Raw genomic sequence first — 19945 nt, 5'->3', positions numbered from 1 at the left:
TGTCTTCGCACCCCTCTCTGTCCTGCCGGACATCTCCCCCACAAGGGGGGAGACCGGCCGGCCGCTTGGATTTCGCCAATCGTCGACGTTGCAGGACGAGTGCCGTCATCGATGACAGCCAGTCTCCCCCCTTGTGGGGGAGATGTCCGGCAGGACAGAGGGGTATCTGGCTCAACCTTATCCGACTGAAATCAAAAGGCTTTCCGCCCTACTTTCATGGCAGGGGCGACTCGACGCCGAAAGGCCGGAGCGACCGTAGGGGCAACCAAAATCACGATTCGAGCGGCAGGACCATCTGCAGGTCGCGAGCCTTCAGCCCGACGCGTTGTCCGACAGTTCGGCCATCAAATCCTTCGTCCGCTCATAGAGCCGGCGGAAGATGCGATACTGGCGCTCATAGATTGCGGCCGTCCGCTTGTTGGGCGACAGCTTGCCCTCCACCGGGTTCCAGGTCTCGATGTCGCCGCGCCTGGCGTCACCCACCGCCACGGCCGCCAGGAAGGCGTCGCCATAGGAGGCGCCGATCGTGCGCCGGCGCAGGATCTGGGCGAGGCCGGAAATGTCGGAGGTCGCCTGCACCCAGGCAATGTTCTTGGTGCCGCCGCCGACGGCGTAGATCCTGCCGGGCGGCGCCCCGATCTCCCGATAGGTGTCGACGATATGGGTGGTGCCGCAGGCAATGCCTTCGAGCAGCGCCCGGTAGACGTCGCTGCGCGTATGGGTGAGGTCGAGCCCGAACACCATGCCCTTGGCCCGGGGATCGTGGATCGGCGTGCGCTCGCCGGAGAAATAGGGAAGCACGACAAGGCCTTTGGCACCCGGCGGCGAGGCGAGCGCTTCCTCCGCCAAGGTCAGGAAGACCATGTTCGGCTGCAATTCCCTGGCGAACTGGTCGCGAAACCAGTGGGTCAGCGTGCCGCTGGTCGATAGCCCGGCCATCGAGGCGTGCTCGCCCTCGAACAGCCAGGGCGCGTACCAGAGACGCGGTTCGCGGATACGTTCCTCGCTGAGCATGATGGTGAAGACGGTCGATCCGTACATCACCATCATGTCGCCCGGCTCGGCGACGCCGACGCTCAGCGCCTCGGCGGCCGCGTCGATCGTTCCGGTGATGACCGGCGTGCCCGCCGCCAGCCCCGTCTCCTCCGCGGCGGCTGCCGTCACCGTGCCCGCGATGTCGGTGGTCCACAACAGGTCCGGAAGCTGGTCTGGCCGGGCGATGTCGTCGGCGAGGTCGAAGGTCCAGTCGCGTGTGCCGACATCGTAGAGCGGGCTGGAACTGGCCGCCGAATAGTGGTCGATGACGTACCGGCCGGTCAGCCGGAAATTGATGTAGCTTGTCGAGTTGAGGAACTTCGCCGCCCGGGCGTGGATCTCCGGCCGGTTGTTCTTCAGCCAGAGGATCTTCGGCCCCACCGACTGCGAGGTCAGCGCATTGCCGCAGCGGTCGAGGATCCGCTCCGCGCCGATGCGCGCGTCGAGCGCCGCGATCTCCTTCGCCGCCCGCGTGTCGACACCGTAGAGCACGGCGTTGGACAGCGGCTCGCCGGCGGCGTCGACCGGCAGCATGCAGGGTCCGATCGCGCTGCAGCCGATCGCGCGGATCGATCGCGGGTCGACCCGGCTCGCGGCCAGGAGCTTGCGCGTCACGAAGACGAAATCGCCCCACCAGTCTTCCCGTGGCCGGTGCTCGGCCCAGCCGGGCTGCGGCACCAGCATCTTGTGGCTGTGGGCGGAGCTGGCCACGATGTTGCCAGCCTCGTCGACGAGCACGCCCTTCGTCTCGAAGGTTCCGATATCGACGCCGAGATAGTGCCTCATCCGATGTGGTCGTCCCTGTCGAGGCTGAAGGTAGCGTCGATGGCGCCGATGCCGGCCGCGAGCAGCCTGGTCAGCCCCTCGAGATCGGCGAGATCGCACAGCTCCAGCGAGGAATGGGTGTAGCGCATCGGGAAGCCGAGATCGATCGAGGCGACCCCGCCGCCGACGAGTTGCACATAGGCCGAATCGGTGAGTGCGCCCGTATGGGCCGAACGCTGGAGCGGCAGGCCGAGCCCGCCGGCGGCGCCTTCGAACAGCGTCACGAGAGCCGGATGCGGGATGGTTCCGTTGAGCGTGCCGCGGCCATGGAAGGAATAGAGGCTCATCGCCGGGCCGCCGCCCAGCCGCACCTCGCCGCGATAGCCCATGTCGGGCGTGTCGGTGGCGAGGATAAGGTCGAGCTGGATCGCGATCTCGGGCATGAGCACCTGGGCGGCGGTCAACGCGCCGCGCAGGTTGAACTCCTCCTGCACGGAAAAGACGATATGCACCCTCGGCCCCGCCTTGGCTTCGGCGATCGCGTGGGTGGCCTCCACCAGCACGGCGCAGCCCGCCCGGTCGTCTGCCGCGGTTCCGGCGATGCGGTCGCCGCCGAGTTCGATCACGGTCGGCCGGTAGACGACGGGCGTGCCGATGTCGATACCGGCGGCCCTCGCCTCCGCAGCGCTGCCGAAGCCGGCATCGACATAGAGGTCCATATAGGGGACGACCTTGTATTTCTCCTCCGGCGTTGTGGCATGGTGGCTCTTGCTGGCGATGATGCCGGGCCTGTCCCTGCCCTCGCCAACGCATAAAAGCACCGCCTGCGAGGCGAGCGCGCGCTCCGGCACGCCGCCCAGCCGTTCCAGCCGGATGAAGCCGTCGGGCTCGATCTTGCGCACGACGAAGCCGAGCTGATCCATATGGGTGAAGAGCATGACCGAGGGCAGGGCCGGGTCGCCGTCGATCGTGGCGATCAGATTGCCCAGCATGTCGGTGCGGGTGGCAAGGCCGAGCTCTTCCAGCCGCTCCTTCAGATAGCGCCGTACCCTGCCCTCATGGCCGCTGAGGCCCGGAATCATCATCAGCTCGCACAGCAGCTTGCGCAGGCGGTCCTTCATCATTTCCTTCCAGATGCGATCGAAGCAGCGGCCGCCGGGGCGCCGAAATCAATCGGGGGGCCAGACTCCTTCGGGACGCCAAAATCCTTCGGGACGCCAGAATCCTTCCGGACGACAGTCGCTTGGCGACCGCCCGACGCATGCACGAATTTTTCCGACATCGCCTCCCCTCGGAATATTCCTCCGCCGCGACGCGAATGCTAGCAACGGCGTGCCGTCGAGTCCATTGTCGGAGGCTGGCGCGGAGCGGGAGGGACCCATGAGGACACGGCATTTCGATCGTATCGGCAATGGGGGCATCGACTTCACCGAACTCGGCTTCGGCGGCGCCCCCCTCGGCAATCTCTACCGGGCTATCTCCGAGGAGGACGCAGCCCGGATCCTCGAAACTGCCTGGGAGACCGGCTGCCGCTATTTCGACACCGCGCCGCTCTACGGGCTCGGCCTCTCCGAGACGCGCCTCAACCGGTTCCTGCGCGGCAGGCGCCGCGACGACTATGTTCTGTCGAGCAAGGTCGGGCGGCTGTTGAAGGTCTGTCCGCCGGACGAGCGCACCGGCCTCTGCAAATTCTTCGACACGCCGTCGCGCCGCGAGGTCTACGACTACAGCTATGACGGCGTCATGCGGTCCTTCGAGGCCTCGCTCGAGCGCCTCGGCGTCGACCGTATCGACATCCTCTATGCGCATGATCTCGACATCTTCAACCACGGCTCGCAGGAGGCGCTGCAGGCCAGGCTCGATGCATTCATGGCGTCGGGCTATTACGCGCTGCTGTCGCTGCGCGACCAGGGCGTGATCAAGGCCTTCGGCGCCGGCATCAACGAATGGCAGCCTTGCCAGTGGCTGGCCGAGCGCGGCGACTTCGACCTCTTCCTGCTGGCCGGGCGCTACACGCTTCTGGAGCAGGAATCGCTCGCCTCCTTCCTGCCGCTCTGCGAGCGGCGCGGTATCGGCATCGTGCTCGGCGGCCCCTACAATTCCGGCATTCTGGCGACCGGCCCGAAACTCGGCGCCCATTACAACTATTCCGAGGCGCCGCAGGAGATCCTGGACAAGGCCGCGCGCATCGAGGCCGTCTGCCGGCGCCACGGCGTCCGCCTCATCGAGGCCGCGCTGCATTTCCCGCTGCTCCACGCCACCGTCGTCTCCGTCATCCCGGGCGGCCAGGGCATCGCCGAGGCCAGGGGCAACCGCACCATCTACGACGCCGCGATCCCGCCAGTGTTATGGGACGATCTCAAGGCCGAGGGCCTCCTGCGCGCGGATGCGCCGGTGGGGTGAATGGTGAATGGTGAATGGTGAATGGTGAATTGGAGTGCACCCCTTGATTGAGACACGCTAATCAAGTGACAGGGCCTCTGAGGAGGTGCCATGCCACAACAACCGAAGCGAGTCTTTTCCGTTGCCTTCAAGGAAGCAGCCCTGCGCCGGCTGGACGCGGGTGAGTCGCTCGCCGCCGTTGCGCGTGAGCTGCAGATCGTGCGCAAGCTGCTGTATGACTGGCGGGCTGCCTATCGGGCGCACGGCGCTGCCGGGCTGGAGAACCGCAGGCCCGGACGCAAGCCCGGCCGGCTCAAGGTTCGCGATGCCATGGCGGTGAAGCCGCCGCCGGAACTGCCCGGCGATCTGGCGCAAGCCCACGCCCGGATCGCCGAGCTCGAGCGCAAGATCGGGCGCGGGACTGTCAGGAATTCTGTGCGCGAGGCCCGTTTTCGTCACCGACCGACGAACCGTTCGCCGAAGACAATGGCGAATTGGGTCTTGGCCTCGAACCACTCGCGCGGCGGTCGTTTCCATTCCTCGGCCGCGTGGTTCAGAACCAGATATAGCAGCTTCATGGCGGCGTCGTCATTGGGGAAATGGCCCCGGGTTCGGACGGCGCGCCGCAGCTTGGAGTTGAGCGCCTCGATGGCGTTTGTGGTGTAGATGATGCGGCGCACGCCCTCAGGGAAAGCAAAGAACGGAATGACCTGTTGCCAATTGCGCCGCCAGCTCTGGGCGATCGCCGGGTAGCGCTGGCCCCAGTGACCGGCCTCGAACGCCTCCAGGGCCTGCAGGCCGGCCTCGGCGTCCATGGCCCGGTAGATCGCCCTGAGCGCCGGCACGACCGCCTTGCGGTCCTTCCACGACACGAACTCCAGGGAATGGCGGATCAGGTGCACAATGCAGGTCTGCACCACGGTCTGGGGAAAGACGGCGTTGATCGCCTCGGGAAAGCCCTTCAGCCCGTCGACGACGGCGATCAGGACGTCGCCGACGCCGCGGTTCTTCAACTCGTTCATGACGCGCAGCCAGAACTTGGCGCCCTCGGTCTGTTCGATCCAGATGCCCATGACCTCCTTGGTGCCGTCGGGCAGGATGCCGAGCGCGATGTAGACCGCCTTGTTGCGCACGAAGCCCTCGTCGCGGATCTTGACCCGAATGGCATCGAAGAAGACGACGGGATAGACCGCGTCCAGCGGCCGGTTCTGCCATTCGGCGACCTCCTCCAGCACCGCGTCGGTGACCGCCGAGATCAGGTCCGGCGAGACCTCGATGCCGTAGAGCTCCTCCAGATGGCCGCGGATCTCGCGCACCGTCATGCCGCGCGCATACATCGAGATGATCTTGTCGTCGAAGTCGGGAAACCGCCGCTGGTACTTGGCGACCAGCTTCGGATCAAAGGTGCCGGCCCGGTCGCGCGGGATCGCCAGCGTCATCTGTGACGTCCCCGTCAGCCACCGTCTTCTTCGAATGCCCGTTGCGGCGATTGGCGTTGCCGTCGGCACCTTCGTCCGCCAGGTGCTCGTCGAGCTCGGCGTTCAGAATGCGCTCCGAAAGCGCCTTCTTCAGGTCGTCGAGCAGACCGTCCTTGGCAAACAAATCCCTCGGATCACGACCGGCAAGCAGCTGATCCAGCAGTTCTTTCTCGATAGCCATGTGATGATTCTCTCCTTTCCATCATCATGGCCTCACGCACAAAATTTTCGACACTCCCTCGGGCGCCAGCAGATGGAGCTCGATTTTTTTCGCAGAGCCTTGCATCTGGTGAGCGGGACGGCGGCGCAGGCCGCCACCGCCCCCACATCTACGCGGCCATCGAGGAAATGACCGCACAGATGCAAGGCAGCCTCGATGTCCGGCGGCTGTGTGCCCTCGCCGGTGTCTCACGGGCAGGCTTCTACCGGTATCGGCAAGAGCAGGCACCGGCTCGCGCCGACGCGGAACTGCGCGACATGATCCAGAAACTCAGCCTCAAACACCGCCACTACGGCTATCGGCGCATCGCAGCCCAATTGCACCGCGACGGCGTGCCGGTGAATGCCAAACGTGTGTTGCGGCTCATGCGCGAGGACAATCTCCTGTGCATGCGCACCAGGCCCTACGTGCCGCGCACCACCGACAGCCGGCATGGCTACCGCATCCTGCCCAATCTGGTGCGCGGGCTCGTGCCCTCCGGCATCGATCAGATCTGGGTCGCCGACATCACTTATGTCCGCCTGGTCGAGGCCTTCGTCTATCTCGCCGTCATCCTCGATGCCTTCTCGCGCAGGGTGATCGGCTGGGCTCTCGACGATCACCTCGAAGCCCGCCTGGCGCTGCATGCCCTCGACATGGCCATCGCCGCACGCAAACCGCAGGCCGGGAGCCTCATCCATCACTCCGACCGGGGCGTCCAGTATGCCTGCAGCGATTATGCCAACCGCCTCGACAGCCAGGGCATCCGCATCAGCATGAGCGGCGTCGCCAACCCGTACGACAATGCCAAGGCCGAGAGCTTCATGAAGACACTCAAGGCCGAGGAGGTCAACGGCAAAAGCTACACCACACTCGACCACGCCCGCCGCGACATAGCCATCTTCCTGGAAACCACATACAATCGCGAACGGCTACATTCGGCCATCGGATATCAGCCACCAGTTGAATTCGAAGCCGGCTTGAACCAACCCCAAACCCCATAACCGATCAACCAATGCACCCCTGTCACTTGATTTCCATGTCTCACTTGAGGGGTGCACTCCAGAATGGTGAATGGTGAATGGTGAATGGTGAATGGTGAATGGTGAATGGTGAATGGTGAATGGTGAATGGTGAATGGTGAATGGTGAATGGTGAATGGTGAATGGTGAATGGTGAAGAATATTCTTTGATTCGCAACATCCGCAACTGGCAATAACTACCTTCTCATCCCCCAAATCTACCATTCACCATTCACCATTCACTACTTCACCACTTCACGCCGTCTTCGCCACCACCAGGTCGAGTTCATCGATCATGGCGTCGCGCATCAGGAATTTCTGCGGCTTGCCCGTCACCGTCATCGGAAGTTCCGCCTTGAAGCGGATGTAGCGCGGCACCTTGTAGTGGGCGATCTGGTCGCGGCAAAAAGCGCGGATCTCGTCCTCCGTCGCCTCCTGTCCTGCCTGCAGCACGATCCAGGCGCAGATCTCCTCGCCATATTTGGCGTCGGGCACGCCGAACACCTGCACCTCGCGCACTTTCGGATGGCGGTAGAGGAACTCCTCCACCTCGCGCGGATAGACGTTCTCGCCGCCCCGGATGACCAGATCCTTCACCCGACCGACGATGTTGCAGTAGCCCTCGGCGTCGATGGTCGCCAGGTCGCCGGTGTGCATCCAGCCCTCGGCGTCGATCGCCTCGGCGGTGCGCTCGGGGTCGCCCCAATAACCCTTCATCACCGAATAGCCGCGGGTGCAGAGTTCGCCGCGCTCGCCGACGCCGAGCGTACGGCCGTCGTCGCCGATGATCTTGACCTCGACATGCGGATGAACCCGGCCGACCGTCGACACCCGCCGCTCCAGCGGATCGTCGACCGCGCTCTGGAACGACACCGGGCTGGTCTCCGTCATGCCGTAGGCGATGGTCACCTGGCTCATGTGCATCTTGCCGACGACGCGCTTCATCACCTCGATCGGGCATGGCGCGCCGGCCATGATGCCGGTGCGCAGCGACGAGAGGTCGAAGCGGGCGAATTCGGGGTGGTCGAGCATCGCCACGAACATGGTCGGCACGCCGTAGAGGCCGGTGCATTTCTCGCTCTCCACCGCGCGCAGCGTGGCAACCGGGTCGAACCCCTCGCCCGGGAACACCATGGTGGCACCCTTCGAGACGCAGCCGAGCGAGCCCATCACCATGCCGAAGCAGTGATAGAAGGGCACCGGAATGCACAGCCGGTCGTCGGCAGTGAAGTTCATCGCCGAGGTGACGAAATTGCCGTTGTTGACGATGTTGGAATGGCTGAGCGTCGCCCCCTTGGGCGCCCCGGTGGTGCCGCTGGTGAACTGGACATTGACCGCCTCGTCAGGGGCGAGCGTCGCGGTGGCGGCATCGAGCGCGGCGCGCGGCACGGCGGCGCCACGTTCCATGACCTCGCCGAAACTGAGTATGCCCGGGCTCGCCTCCTCCCCCATGAGGATGACCGAGCGAAGCGTCGGCAGCTTGCGCGCCTCGAGCGCGCCGGGGGCGCAGTGGTCGAGTTCCGGCGCGAGCGAGCGCAGCATGCCGACATAGTCCGACGTCTTGAAGCGCGAGGCCGCCACCAGCGCCGCGCAGCCGACCTTGTTCAGCGCATAGTCGAGCTCGAAGACCCGGTAGGCCGGATTGATGTTGACCAGCACGACGCCGATGCGCGCCGTCGCATATTGGGTGACCAGCCATTCCCAGCGGTTGGGCGACCAGATGCCGACCCGGTCGCCCTTGCCGAGACCAAGGCTCAGGAGGCCGCCCGCGAACGCATCCACTTCGGCGGCGAGCTGATCCCAGGAGAGGCGCCTGCGCTGCTCGGGAAAGACGGCGGCGTCGCGCGGCCCATAGGCCGCGACCGCGCGCTCAAGCAGTTGCGGTATGGTGAGCGAAAGCAGCGGTTCCGACCGTTCTCCCGCGACATGCGCCAGCCCGTCGACGGGCGCCCGGCCAGCCTGGCCGCTCGTGCCGGCATCAGTCATTCAGAACCTCCCATGCTTCTCGGCTCCGACTCTATCCGTCCCCGACGGAAGGAGCCAGCCCGTCGACGACGGCTCGCCCGTTGTGGACCAGAGGAGAATCGCGCTCCGTCTTTCCGGCCGATGGGTAGCGCGAAGGACGCGCCTGCTGGAGAGAGACTTTCGTCCATGTGAGACCCGGCGGGGCTTCCTGGCTGGAAGATCATCGCGAGTCCCGCTCAACAGCCGCAGCCCGCGTCGTGAACGAGGTGCCGACATTTCCTGCCCAGCCTGATCATGCTCGTCCCCGGGTTCCGGATTATCGGAAGGCCAAGGTCAGCCCATCATCCGCAAGCCGAAAATCCATGACGCCGGATCAATTTCGGATGGCATGTCTGGTGCGGCGTCTCACTCCGGTTGCTGCTGCTTCGGCAACTCGTCGGGACGGATCACCGGGGTTTCGCCCAGATCGGGCGGCGGCTTGGCGATCTCGCTGTCGCCGGTCCGCGGCGGCTTGAGAACGCCGCGGCAGTGGTCCAGGAACTCCGACAGCGACTGCTTGCCGGCGCCGCGGTTCACATCGGCTTCGGGGTTTTGGCCATTGAGAGCGGCGCGACACCGTTCCTCTGGTGAGGGCGAGGCCTGGCTATCCGCCTGACCATGGGCAGGCGCCCCAAGACAAAGCACGGCAAGCAGGCAGGCGGGCACGCGCAGGACCGCCCTTCTCTCCGCGGCGCGCATCTTCCTCAGGTCACCGGCCCGCAAGCGGAACGGCAGGGCGTCAGATGCTCGGCCCGGCGTTGCGGCGTGTCGCGCGAAGAAAACTTCACGCGGCGCGCTGCAGTTCCTGATCCGTCGCACGTCTTCTTCCCGGGACCGCCGCACGCTTTCGGAAGACATGCTTCACGCCCTGTCGCGAAGGGCCGTCGCGCCTTCCTGTTCTGCGCAATGGGCGCAGCAGTAGATGATATCGTCCTGCTCGACCCCGTGTCCGACGACACGGACCCCGCAATGCGGGCATGTCGGGGCAAGCTTCTGGATGGCACATTCGAAGCTGTCGAATGTGTACGTCTCTCCGGCCGAGATCACCTGGAAGGACTTGTCGTAGTTGTTTCCGCACTGGTCGCAGCGAGCCATCACGAGCACCTCCTGTCCGGTTCGAACCCATCGCGGCCTCAAAAGTTCCGAATTTGCGCTTGGTGCCCCTCGCCCGAACCTGCGCGAGTGCGCTGCGCCGCCGCCGCGCACCATGACGGTCTCGGGTGCGTGCCGGTCTCTCCCCTCACGGGAACGTCGATCGAAACACGTTCTACTTCAACGAGACGCGCGACGGCGGGTAACTACAAAGACCGCTTCAGCAATCGATGCAGCGCCCGCCAGGGGCCGAGCCGGCTCGACGAGACGGAGAGGTGGCGGGCGGCCGCGATCGTTTCGGCCTGGGTCGGAGCGTTCCAGTTGCGGAAAATCCCCTTCCCGCTCCAGGTGAAACTGGAGGGAGGCTGGGGCTGCGCAAGCCAGTCGTTCCTGTATGCCCACAGGCAATGGTCGATCGTCGTGTAGCCATGGAACATCAGGGCCGAAATCTCCTCGGACGTGAAGCGGTCGAGATCGGTCCGGATCGATGCGACGAACGGTATCAACGGTTCGGGAAGGCGAGGCAGGTCGTTGCGCCAGCCGAAGTCGGCATCCGGCGTCAGTTCGACATAGGCGTAGCCGGTCACGTAGGGCGCATATTTCTCCAGCTTCTTCAGCAGCTGGTGGCGAAGATATGCGATGGCTTGCGCGCCACCGCGTGGTTCCCCGTCGTCGACGCCCGGCGTCCAGCTCTTGAATTTCTTCAGGAATTCCTCGTCATAGGGTCCGTTGTGCTCAGGGTCGATCCGTTTTCGCATGAATGAGGCGAGTTCCTCGGCGAACTCCCTGGGATGCGTGAACATCCTCTCCGGATCGACGCAGATTCCGGCGAGATCCTGCTTCGATTGCCATACGGCGTCCACCACCGCCGGAGCGAGTTCAGGCATGCCGATCAGCTTCGAGAAATCCGTCAGCATGCAAAAGAGCTCGTATTTGTTGGCCAGCCTCATATAGCCAAGGTCGCGCGACCGCTCGTAAGTGATGTCGAAGGATCGCGATACGACGCCTTTTCCCGGCGGGAACATCTGCCACGTCGACGGCTTCGGAATCGACGCCAGCGCGCCGCATCCGTCGCTGACGATGACGCTGCTGCAAGCCTTCTCGAGCAGCAGATGCGTGCCTTGATTGTCGAACACACCGCCATCGACCGACCAGCAAGGCCGCACGGAATCGATCGACCGCCATATTCGATTGCGCAAAGAAGGCTCCACATTCTTGATCGGGTCGCCATAGGGGATCGGCGAGAATACGAACGGGATCGCCGAGGAGGAGGCGACTGCCTTGCTGAATGGCGTATCGTCCGGCATCGGCAAGGATATCTGCCGACGGGTCAGCCCAGGCATGAACGGGTCGAGGCCGTCGATGGCCTCGTTGATCGCGGCCACCCTGGACTGCAGTCCCCCGGCCGGGCCCTCTGCCGCCCGTCCTCTGAGGCCTTCCGCTTTGAACATTCCCGCGCTTGCATCGTGAGCGCAGAGTTCGAGTTCGAGCCCCTGGTTCCGGGAGAAGAAGACGTGGGCGCCGGTGTTGAGCAGGGTGGCGTTGATGTAAAGGTCCGGAAACTTCCGTCGCGGATTTCCGAAGACGATGTCGTCGATGGCCCCCAGAAGGCCGCTGGCGAAGGGAGAACCCTGCTGTTCTCGATGAGGAGCGAGCGAGCGCAACACCTCATAGCCGAAGAGGCGCTCATATTCCCTTTCCAGCAGCATCGGCGCCAGGCGGTGCCAGACGACATAGGCACAGCCGAGCGCTGCCGACGCGAGCAGGAACGCTGTGCCGGGACCTATCGGGGCGAATGCCCAGGCATAGGCGCAGACCGCCGCTCCGAGAAGCAGTGCGGGCAGGACGAAGCCTTTGCGGAAGATTCGCTCGCGGACACCGGAACGCATGAACTCTACGAGCGAGTCCTCGAACTTCTGCCATTCCCCGGCATCGGCCAGGGTATCTCCCTTCAATGCCTGCCAGTAGACCCAGTACGCGCCGGTGATCGATCCGCCGGAGACGGTCGACATCATGTCCACCTGAGCCAGGAGACCGACTTCTCGCAGCCGCCTCAGGACGCCAAGGTGGAAGGCGGCGGCTCTGAAACCCCCGCCCGAGAGCGCCAGACCGAAAGGGTGTGTCAGCTTCATGCCTGGTCCCTCGACCGGCCCTTCGGGCGCCGCGCACCGGCGCGAGGTGGGCGCTTCCGAGCGAAGCGGCAAGATCGGCCGGTCGCCGAACTCCGCCACCGCAATCTCCGCGAGGCGATGGCGCAAGGGCGAGGCGGCGGAGCCGCAAGGATGCAATGTGGGCAGGATCCGAGACTGGACGGCCAAACGGCTGACGCTCTGGTCGGCGAAACTCGCTCTCCTGCGGCGCATATTCATCTTCAGGAGGAGTATGCGCCGATTTACTTGAGAGCGCCAGTAAATCGTAGGACACTGATCCTCGACTGTCTTTGCCGTTAAGTCACCAACTTCCCTGTTGTGCAGGATCCAGTTGGCAGCCCGCCACGCTCGCGTAACTGGCCCGGATATCGGGGCGGCAGGGCCGGCATGGCATCGGGCTGCCGTTGGCCGGCAACCTTTCGATTGCTCGCGATCAACCAGTTGCCGAGAATCGCCGACGAACCGACGCGCCGGTTGTACATCAAAGTTAATAGACAGCGCAGTCGCCACCCGCCCACAATTGCCCGCCTGCGACAATTCGAAGGATGAGTACGATGTCCGGCATTATCCGACCGTCCGATTTCGAGATTCTCGAGCGGATACTCGCGCGGGTCTGTGATCAGGAGGCGAGCGACGAGCAGCTTGAACAAATGGCGGAAAAGCTGGTCGCGCTCTGGAACACCGGAACAAGGGACGAAGAAGCCCTCGAGCAAGTCCTGAAGGCCTGGTTCCACAACATGGCGAACTGAAAGGTTCGGCCGGAAGACGCTGCACGAAAAGCCTGCCTGTCCGACTTCAGGACGGACCGCTTCGCCACCGATGCCCACATCTTGCGATAGGCGACATCGGGCGGGGTCGCGTCTTTCGTTTTTTCTCTGCCTTGGCCAGTGCAAGCTGGCCTATGCGGGCGACCGCGACCTGAAAGCGCTGGTATGTAGGCATCGCACGCTGTTGGGCCGGTTCGGGAACCACGACAAACCGATAATGCGGCAGCGCCGATCCCATCGCTGCGTCCGCCGCTCGGAGGTGGAACCATGAAAATGCGAGCGCTCGATCACATCGTGCTCTGCGTCAACGACGTTGCCGCCACCCGCCATTTTTACGAGCGTGTGCTCAATATGGAAGCGCGGGAAGAACGACCGGGGAAGTGGTCGCTGCATTTCGGCACGAACAAGATCAGCCTTCAGGATGCGGTCCTGTCGCCGGGCATCGCCCGCCGCACCGTCCCCGGCAGCGGAAATTTCTGCCTTCTGACCGATACATCACTGGACGCGGTCGTCCTGCACCTTGAGCGCCACGGCGTGGAGATTGTCGACGGACCCGGCGAGCGGGCCGGGGCGACGGGGAAGATCCTGTCGGTCTACTTCAATGATCCGGACGGCAATCTGGTCGAAGTGAGCAACCAGCTCGAGCCGTAAGCAATCCAATCCTCTCCGGTGGACGTCGTCCTCGATCGTCACTTCACGCGACATAGCGGCGAGACGCGCGACGGCGCCACACAGGCCGCCCAGTCGAGATGTTGCGCGCACAGCACGCCGCCGGCATCGGCAAGACTACAGCGTGTCGCGTGAAAAGGATTGACGCGACACGCTGAAGGCTCTTGATTTAACGCATGTCCTCTTCCTTTCGGGAGACATGCTCTAGGGCACGAGTTCCCAGAGTTTTACCTTGCCGTCATTGCCGCCGGTGAGCGCGAATTTCCCGTTGGGCAGAAAGGCGACGCAGGTGACGAATCCGGCGCCATGATTGAGTGTCTGGATCTCCTTGCCGGTGTTCACCTCCCACAGCTTCGCTGAGAAGTCCTCGCTTCCCGACAGCGCCCGGCTGCCGTCGGGCGAGAAGGCGACGCTCGTCACGTTGCGCGAATGCCCCGGTGTATCGAACCTGCGGATCGACTCGCCGGTCCCGGCGTTCAGGGTCTCCAGCTTGCCGTGTATGTCTCCTGCCAGAAGCACGCCGCCATCGGGGCCCATCGCAACGGCGTTGAAGGACCCGTTCGGGTCCGTCTTCAGCGAAGGCCTGTCGTTGAGAAGGTCGTAGACGATGATGTTCGGTCGGCCGGGCTCGTGGACCGACGCCACGAAGCGCCCGCCCGGCGCCAGCGATGGAGAGAAAAGCTGGCCGCTCTGCAGATTGTCGTGATTCCCCTTCGGCACGAGCGCCGTGTCGAAGCGCGAATAGAGCCGGCCGTGAGCGCAAAGGATGAAGGTTCCGTCGCGGGGAAAGGCGACGCCGATGCCGCCGGAAGGAGCCTGCGTTTCGACCGCACCGATCCGTTGCTGCGCCTCGATATCCCACAGGACGACGCTGTGGCGGTGGGTCGCCGCAGCAAGGAAGAACCCCTCGGGAGACAGCGCTACGCCTCGGACTTCGTCCTGGTCGTCGACCGTGGGAAACGTATGCAAAAGCCCGCCGGACTGCACGTTCCAGAACCTTATCCCGTCGGCCGCCCTCCGCGTTGCAGACGCGAATCGCTGACCGTTGCTTGAAACCGAGATCGAGCTCACCGGCTCCGATCCTGCTCTATACTCCTGGACCAACCGCTCCATTTCAGGCTCCTCAATTGACCGGATCGTCAAAGTCCCGCACGAGCCACGAGCGAAAAACGCACCCACCAATCGTGGTCCGGCGCTTCTGGTTACTAGGAATTATCAGTAAAGCTCGCCGGTATCCCACATCATCGGCGACAAGTTCTAAACCATAGCATTTTCTACACAAGAATCAATCAGGAAAATTTTTCGCTTAACTCGTAAAACCTTCTCATGACAGACATTATGACTTAGAGACCGATCCTCGCCGACGCTGCCTGGCCGGAGCCGCTCGCATGCACGACGCGCTTGCCGACAACCCGCATGTCGGGCATTTCGACAGCCGGAAACGCGGCTATATGCGTTGCACGTCACGCGGGACGTCTGGAGCAGGGATCCGCGCGTCATTGAACATACCGACCGCCCAGGCGGGTGGTTACAACGGACAGGAGCTTCGTGGTGGAAAACGGGCAGGCAGGAGCAAAAGCAGGCATGACGGGCCGTTCGCAAACGGAAGACCTCGCGCGCCTGTTCGCACCCTACGAGAGCCTCGCCGCAACGCTGCTCGGCCGCTGGGACGGAAGCATCGCGGAGGGCGACGGCTCGCACGACCGGTCGCACCTGATGCGCGTCTGGCAGCTCGTCCGCCGCATCGCCCGGGGCGAGCCGGCAGCCGACATGGAAGTGCTCGTTGTCGCGACGCTGTTCCACGACTGCGTTGCCGTCGAGAAGAACTCCCCGCAGCGCGCCATGGCCTCGCGCCTCTCGGCCGACGTGGCGCGTCGCCTGCTCGACGGCATCGGCTGGCAGCCGGCGCGCATCGAGGCGGTCGCCCATGCGATCGAGGCGCACAGCTTCTCCGCCGGCATCGCGCCGCGCAGCACGGAGGCCGCGATACTGCGCGACGCGGACCGGCTCGACGCGTTGGGCGCACTCGGCATCGCACGGGTCTTCTACATCGCCGGCCGGCTCGGCACGCAGCTCTACGATCCCGACGATCCCATGGCCGAACGCCGGCCTCTTGACGACCGGCGCTTCGCGCTCGACCATTTCGAGACCAAGCTCTTCCTGCTTTCCGCCGGCCTCGTCACGCCCACGGGCCAGGAGATCGGCCGGCAGCGGACCGCGCTGATGAGGGCCTTCGTCGAGGAATTCGGCGAGGAGATCGCCATGCCGGAAGATCTCGCATTGGCCGATTGAAAGCCACCGCCCGAGCAATTCCCGCAAGAGCGCTCGGCGGTCTCGGGTCAGGACAAAAGAGCCAGAGCAAATGCTCCGCAACCGGCGCGATCACTTCTTGCAGACCCACCCCGATTTCCATTGACTTGAGCTGCATCGGAGGTTTTTCTGACGCCCAGTTTCACCGTCGCAGAACTGCGGCTGCGGTCACGATGCATGATCGCCAATCGAAACAATTGGCGCGCGATTTGTCTGCGTCCTGCCTGAAGAACCCCTCATCCGACCTCGCCCTCGCGGGCGAGGCCACCTTCTCCCACAAGGGGAGAAGGCTGGAGCCAAGCGTGGCCGGCTCTGCAAATTAGGAACGTCGACGGTTGGCCGAGACCTTGCTGCTGGCGTTCCCTTCTCCCCTTGTGGGGTCCGAAGGACGGGTGGAGACCCGTGGCTCCACCCCGGGTGGTGGCCGCGCCCACGGGTCTTGCCTCCGGCAAGCCTGAGGACAGGCTCCGCGCGGTCGGATGAGGGGTCGGCCGCGCAACCTCGACGCCTTGGCAAAAATACTATTGAAAGTTGTATTTCACAGCCATGCCCCCAACAGGCCCCATCCTGTAAACTTCCAGTACTTTACAGGACGACGGCATGATCACGCGTGCCGCCTGTTCCGCAGCCGTATCAACCAGCAGCTGCAACACATCGCACAGAAAAGCGCCGCACCCGTCACCCCTCGGCCGCACCCAGATAAAGCCGGTGCAGTTCGTCGGGTGCCTTGCGCAACGCGGCGCAGGCGCCGGAATAGACCATGCGGCCGCGCCGCATGACATAGGCGCGGTCGCCGACCGCGAGCGCGAGTGCGGCGAACTGCTCGACCAGCAGCACCGCCAGCCCGTCGTCGGCGAGCTTGCGCACCGCCGCCATCAGCCTGCTGACGATGACGGGCGCCAGGCCCGCCGACATCTCGTCGATCAGAAGCACCTTCGGCCGCGTGAGCAAGGCGCGCGCGATCACCAGCATCTGCTGCTCGCCGCCGGAGAGCAGCCCGGCTCGTACCGCCCGCCGCTGCACCAGCTCCGGGAACAGCGCATAGGCTTCGTCGAGCCTGGCGTCGGCGCGCAGGCCGACGGCCAGGTTTTCCTCGGTGGTCAGTTGGCGGAAGACGGTGCGTCCCTGTTCGACATGAGCGAGCCCGGCGCGCGAGCGCACGCCGGGCCGCGTCTTCTGGATTTCCTGGCCGTCGAGCGTGATCGTCCCGCCATTGGCCGGGATGATGCCCGACAGGCCTTCGAGCAGCGTGGTCTTGCCGGCCCCGTTGGCGCCGAGCAGCACGCTGATGCCGCCGCTCTCGGCGACGAGATCGACCTCGGCGACGACGGGCAGGTCCGCGCGGCTCACCGAAAGCGAGGAGACGACGAGCTCGCTCATGCGGCAACCTCCTCCTCGATGCCGAGATAGGCCTTTTTCACAGTGCCCTGCTCCAGCACCTTGGCCGGCGGACCGGAGGCGATGACCCGGCCGAAGTCGAGCACGGTCACTTCCGAGCAGGCCGAGCGGACGAGGTCCATGTCATGCTCGACCAGGAGCACGGCCGTGCCGAACAGGCGGGGGATCTCGGCGATGCGTTTTCCGAGACGCAGCGTCTCCTCATGCGACTGCCCGGCGGCCGGCTCGTCGAGCAGCGCCACGGCCGGGCGCGAGGCGACGACGCCTGCGACATCGAGCAGGCGCCGCGTGCCGGCATCGACCGACGCGACCGCGACATCGGGATGCGGGCAGTCGAGCCAGTCGAGCACCGCTTTCATCTCGGCATCGGAAAGACCCTTCGCGGCAAGGTTCAGATAGCCGCCGACGGTGAGTTCCGGCGCGATGCGGTTGGTCTGCCAGCTCCGCCGCACGCCGGCGCGGGCGCGCTGATGGGCCGGCACGCCCTCGAGCGCCCTGCCCTCGAGGCGCACGCTGCCGTCATAGGAGGCAAGAAAACCGGTCACCGCATCGATGAAGGTCGATTTGCCGGCGCCGTTCGGGCCGATCAGTCCGGCGACCGTGCCGGCTGGCACCGTCAGGTCGACCGCGTCGAGCGCGACCACGCTGCCATAACGCACGGTGAGGCCTTCGATCACCAGCGCCGGGCCGGCCGGCCGCGCCACGGATACCGGCAGATCCGATGCCGGTCCGCGCGCCGGCCTGACCGGCCTTGCGGGGAAGAGCCTGCGGAACAGGCGCCGGAAGGTCTCGCTCATGGTCTCGCCGGTGGACAGCGCCTGGGTAGCGCCGATGGCGAAGAGCACATTGCCCAGGTCCTGGGGAAGGTCGAGCCGGCGCAGGAGTTCGGGGAACATCGTCACCAGAACGCCGCCGATGACGGCGCCTTCGGCGAAATGCGCGCCGGCCATGACGGCCACGGCGAACAGCACCAGCGACTGCATCATGCTGAAATTGTCCGAGACGAGCGTGCCGAGATAGCCGGCCAGCAGCCCGCCGGAAATCCCGGCGATGAAGGCACTGATGGCGAAGGCGGAAAGCTTGGCCGCGGCGATGCTCACCCCATGCGCGGCGGCCGCACGCTCCGAATGGCGCACGGCGAGCCATGAGGCGCCGAGCCGCGAACGGGTGAGGAACTCGAGCGCGACGGCGATCGCGACATGGAAGAAAAGCGCGAAGACGAAATAGCCCTCGTCGCTGTCGAACCATTCCGGCCGGGGAACCGACAGGAACGCCGTCTGGCCGGGAAAGGTCACCGTGGCGAGGAATGTGTCGAAGGCCGTGGCGAAGGAGAGCGTGACGATGGCAAGGTTGATGCCGCGCAGCCTGAGCGCCGGCAGGCCGATGGCGACGCCGAGCGGCACCGCCGCCAGTCCGCCGGCCAGGATCCACATCGGCAGGCCGCCCGGCGCCTCGGCGACATTGAGATAGCCGACCGTCCAGGCGCCGACGCCGGCGAAGGACATCTGGCAGAGCGCGATCATGCCCGTTCGGCCGGCGACGAGGCCGAGGCTCTGCAGCGCCACCGCCGTGATCAGCACCGACGTGAGAAGAAAGACCCAATAGGAGGACAGGAGCCCGACCACCACCAGCGCCGCAACGATCGCCGCGGCGATGACGATCAAGGAACTGCGGATGCTAGCGCGCTTCATCCCAACGGGCCTCCCGCTGCGACCACAGGAGAACGGCCAGGATGACCAGGAAAGGCACTGCACTGCGATATTGGCTGAGCCCTTCGAAGGTGCTGGTCATGCCTTCGATCACGCCGATCAGGATGCCGCCCGCCAGCGCCAGCCAGAAGCTGCGGAAGAGGCCGATCAGGGCGGCGGCGAGCGCCGGCACGACCAGCAGGCTGAGCGCCAGGAAATTCGGCGAGCGCTGCGGCGCGATGATCATCAGCGCGAAGGTGGTGAACGTGCCGGTCACCGCCCAGACCAGGATCGACAGGAATTTCACCCGCACGCCGATCAGTTCGGCCGCCATCGGCCGCTCCGACAGCGCGCGCAGATGCAGCCCCGTGCGGGTGTGGTTGAGGAAGCGGTCGGCGAGCAGCGTGAAGGCCACGGCGAGCCCGATGGTCAGCACCGAAGCGATCGTGACCTCGACGCCGGCGAGCCGGAAGGCCGAACCCGGAAAGAGCTCCGGAAAGGGCCGCGGATGCTGTCCGCCGATGAGGCGCAGCCCGATCGCGATCATGCCGACCAGCAGCGCCACCGTCACCGCCGCCTTGGTGGAGGCGTTGGCCTCGGCGAACCAGGTGGTCATGATGAAGCCGACGGCCATGCCGACCAGCGTGCCGACGACAAGACCGGCGAGCACCGCCGGCCACAGCGGAAAGCCCGCTTCGGTGAGCACGACGAGCACGAAGGCACCCGAAGCGCCGATCGCCGCGCCGGTGAAGTTGACGACGGCGACCAGCCGGTAGGTGAAGATGGCGCAGACGCCGAGCAGCGCATAGGCGCCCCCCGCCGTCAGTCCCGCCACCGCTGAAGTCAAGAGGTTCATTGATGCTCCTGTCGCTGATTGCTTTGGAGAGGGTGGTCGCCCGCACCGCTTGTGGAAGTACCCCTCATCCGACCGCGCTTCGCGCGGCCACCTTCTCCCACAAGGGGAGAAGGGAATGCGCTGCAGCAAC

At 65.1% G+C, this 19945-nt stretch carries 15 protein-coding genes and 2 pseudogenes; 6 read left to right on the top strand and 11 right to left on the bottom strand.

Features of this window, described 5'->3' with window-relative positions; all coding sequences use genetic code 11:
* Nucleotides 1-312 precede the first annotated feature (312 nt).
* Together JN302_RS15015 and JN302_RS15010 are read right to left on the bottom strand one after the other, a co-directional pair.
* Nucleotides 313-1821 carry an FGGY-family carbohydrate kinase gene (locus JN302_RS15015; protein WP_202333413.1) on the bottom strand — a complete coding sequence of 503 codons (1509 nt, stop codon included), beginning with the start codon at nucleotides 1819-1821 and terminating at the stop codon, nucleotides 313-315.
* Nucleotides 1818-2921 (bottom strand): M42 family metallopeptidase, encoded by a 1104-nt coding sequence (locus tag JN302_RS15010; protein WP_202313138.1) that lies wholly within the window; start codon nucleotides 2919-2921, stop codon nucleotides 1818-1820. The genes JN302_RS15015 and JN302_RS15010 overlap by 4 nt, the downstream gene beginning before the upstream one ends.
* Before the next feature lie 259 nt (nucleotides 2922-3180).
* Here JN302_RS15010 and JN302_RS15005 point away from each other — a divergent pair, with 259 nt between their 5' ends.
* Both JN302_RS15005 and JN302_RS39940 read left to right on the top strand, forming a co-directional pair.
* Nucleotides 3181-4203 carry an aldo/keto reductase gene (locus tag JN302_RS15005; RefSeq protein ID WP_202333412.1) on the top strand — a complete coding sequence of 341 codons (1023 nt, stop codon included), beginning with the start codon at nucleotides 3181-3183 and terminating at the stop codon, nucleotides 4201-4203.
* Between the two features lie 90 nt (nucleotides 4204-4293).
* A pseudogene (locus JN302_RS39940) lies at nucleotides 4294-4437 on the top strand (transposase); the annotation flags it as partial.
* 200 nt (nucleotides 4438-4637) lie between these two features.
* Here the strand turns inward: JN302_RS39940 and JN302_RS14995 are convergent.
* Nucleotides 4638-5841 (bottom strand): annotated as a pseudogene (locus tag JN302_RS14995) (IS256 family transposase).
* A gap of 167 nt (nucleotides 5842-6008) precedes the next feature.
* On the opposite strand from JN302_RS14995, the gene JN302_RS14990 reads away from it, so the two are divergent.
* Complete coding sequence (locus JN302_RS14990) at nucleotides 6009-6863, top strand: IS3 family transposase (RefSeq protein WP_202333411.1); 855 nt, start codon at nucleotides 6009-6011, stop codon at nucleotides 6861-6863.
* Between the two features lie 273 nt (nucleotides 6864-7136).
* On the opposite strand, the gene JN302_RS14985 is transcribed toward JN302_RS14990, so the two are convergent.
* From JN302_RS14985 to JN302_RS14970, 4 genes are all read right to left on the bottom strand, one after another.
* On the bottom strand, nucleotides 7137-8867 hold the full coding sequence (locus tag JN302_RS14985) for an AMP-binding protein (RefSeq protein WP_202333410.1): 1731 nt from the start codon (nucleotides 8865-8867) through the stop codon (nucleotides 7137-7139).
* 384 nt (nucleotides 8868-9251) lie between these two features.
* Entirely contained in the window at nucleotides 9252-9584 is a 333-nt protein-coding gene (locus JN302_RS14980) for a hypothetical protein (RefSeq protein ID WP_244743324.1), read from the bottom strand.
* 162 nt (nucleotides 9585-9746) lie between these two features.
* On the bottom strand, nucleotides 9747-9980 hold the full coding sequence (locus JN302_RS14975; protein WP_202313135.1) for a hypothetical protein: 234 nt from the start codon (nucleotides 9978-9980) through the stop codon (nucleotides 9747-9749).
* 203 nt (nucleotides 9981-10183) lie between these two features.
* Nucleotides 10184-12340 (bottom strand): patatin-like phospholipase family protein, encoded by a 2157-nt coding sequence (locus tag JN302_RS14970; RefSeq protein WP_244846366.1) that lies wholly within the window; start codon nucleotides 12338-12340, stop codon nucleotides 10184-10186.
* A 341-nt stretch (nucleotides 12341-12681) separates the two neighbouring features.
* Between JN302_RS14970 and JN302_RS14965 the strand changes: the two genes are divergently transcribed.
* Nucleotides 12682-12876, top strand: a complete 195-nt coding sequence (locus JN302_RS14965) for a hypothetical protein (RefSeq protein WP_202333409.1) — start codon at nucleotides 12682-12684, stop codon at nucleotides 12874-12876.
* 285 nt (nucleotides 12877-13161) lie between these two features.
* Nucleotides 13162-13545 (top strand): VOC family protein, encoded by a 384-nt coding sequence (locus tag JN302_RS14960; protein WP_202313132.1) that lies wholly within the window; start codon nucleotides 13162-13164, stop codon nucleotides 13543-13545.
* A gap of 222 nt (nucleotides 13546-13767) precedes the next feature.
* Here JN302_RS14960 and JN302_RS14955 read toward each other — a convergent pair whose 3' ends face one another.
* On the bottom strand, nucleotides 13768-14676 hold the full coding sequence (locus JN302_RS14955) for a WD40 repeat domain-containing protein (protein WP_202333408.1): 909 nt from the start codon (nucleotides 14674-14676) through the stop codon (nucleotides 13768-13770).
* A 471-nt stretch (nucleotides 14677-15147) separates the two neighbouring features.
* Between JN302_RS14955 and JN302_RS14950 the strand changes: the two genes are divergently transcribed.
* A complete protein-coding gene (locus JN302_RS14950; protein ID WP_202333407.1) occupies nucleotides 15148-15855 on the top strand; it encodes an HD domain-containing protein in 708 nt (235 codons plus the stop codon).
* A 696-nt stretch (nucleotides 15856-16551) separates the two neighbouring features.
* On the opposite strand, the gene JN302_RS14945 is transcribed toward JN302_RS14950, so the two are convergent.
* The 3 genes from JN302_RS14945 to JN302_RS14935 are packed head-to-tail and all read right to left on the bottom strand — an operon-like array spanning nucleotide 16552 to nucleotide 19815.
* Nucleotides 16552-17253: an ABC transporter ATP-binding protein gene (locus tag JN302_RS14945; protein ID WP_202313125.1), complete on the bottom strand. Its 702-nt coding sequence runs from the start codon at nucleotides 17251-17253 to the stop codon at nucleotides 16552-16554.
* Entirely contained in the window at nucleotides 17250-18962 is a 1713-nt protein-coding gene (locus tag JN302_RS14940) for a branched-chain amino acid ABC transporter ATP-binding protein/permease (protein ID WP_202333406.1), read from the bottom strand. The genes JN302_RS14945 and JN302_RS14940 overlap by 4 nt, the downstream gene beginning before the upstream one ends.
* Nucleotides 18949-19815, bottom strand: coding sequence for a branched-chain amino acid ABC transporter permease (locus JN302_RS14935; RefSeq protein WP_202333405.1), 867 nt, complete (start codon nucleotides 19813-19815; stop codon nucleotides 18949-18951). The genes JN302_RS14940 and JN302_RS14935 overlap by 14 nt, the downstream gene beginning before the upstream one ends.
* Nucleotides 19816-19945: the final 130 nt, after the last annotated feature.

It is taken from the genome of Mesorhizobium sp. L-8-3, from assembly GCF_016756615.1.
Classification (GTDB): Bacteria; Pseudomonadota; Alphaproteobacteria; order Rhizobiales; family Rhizobiaceae.
The sequence above is the reverse complement of the archived record's forward strand: the minus strand, read 5'-3'. Positions and strand labels throughout refer to the sequence as shown.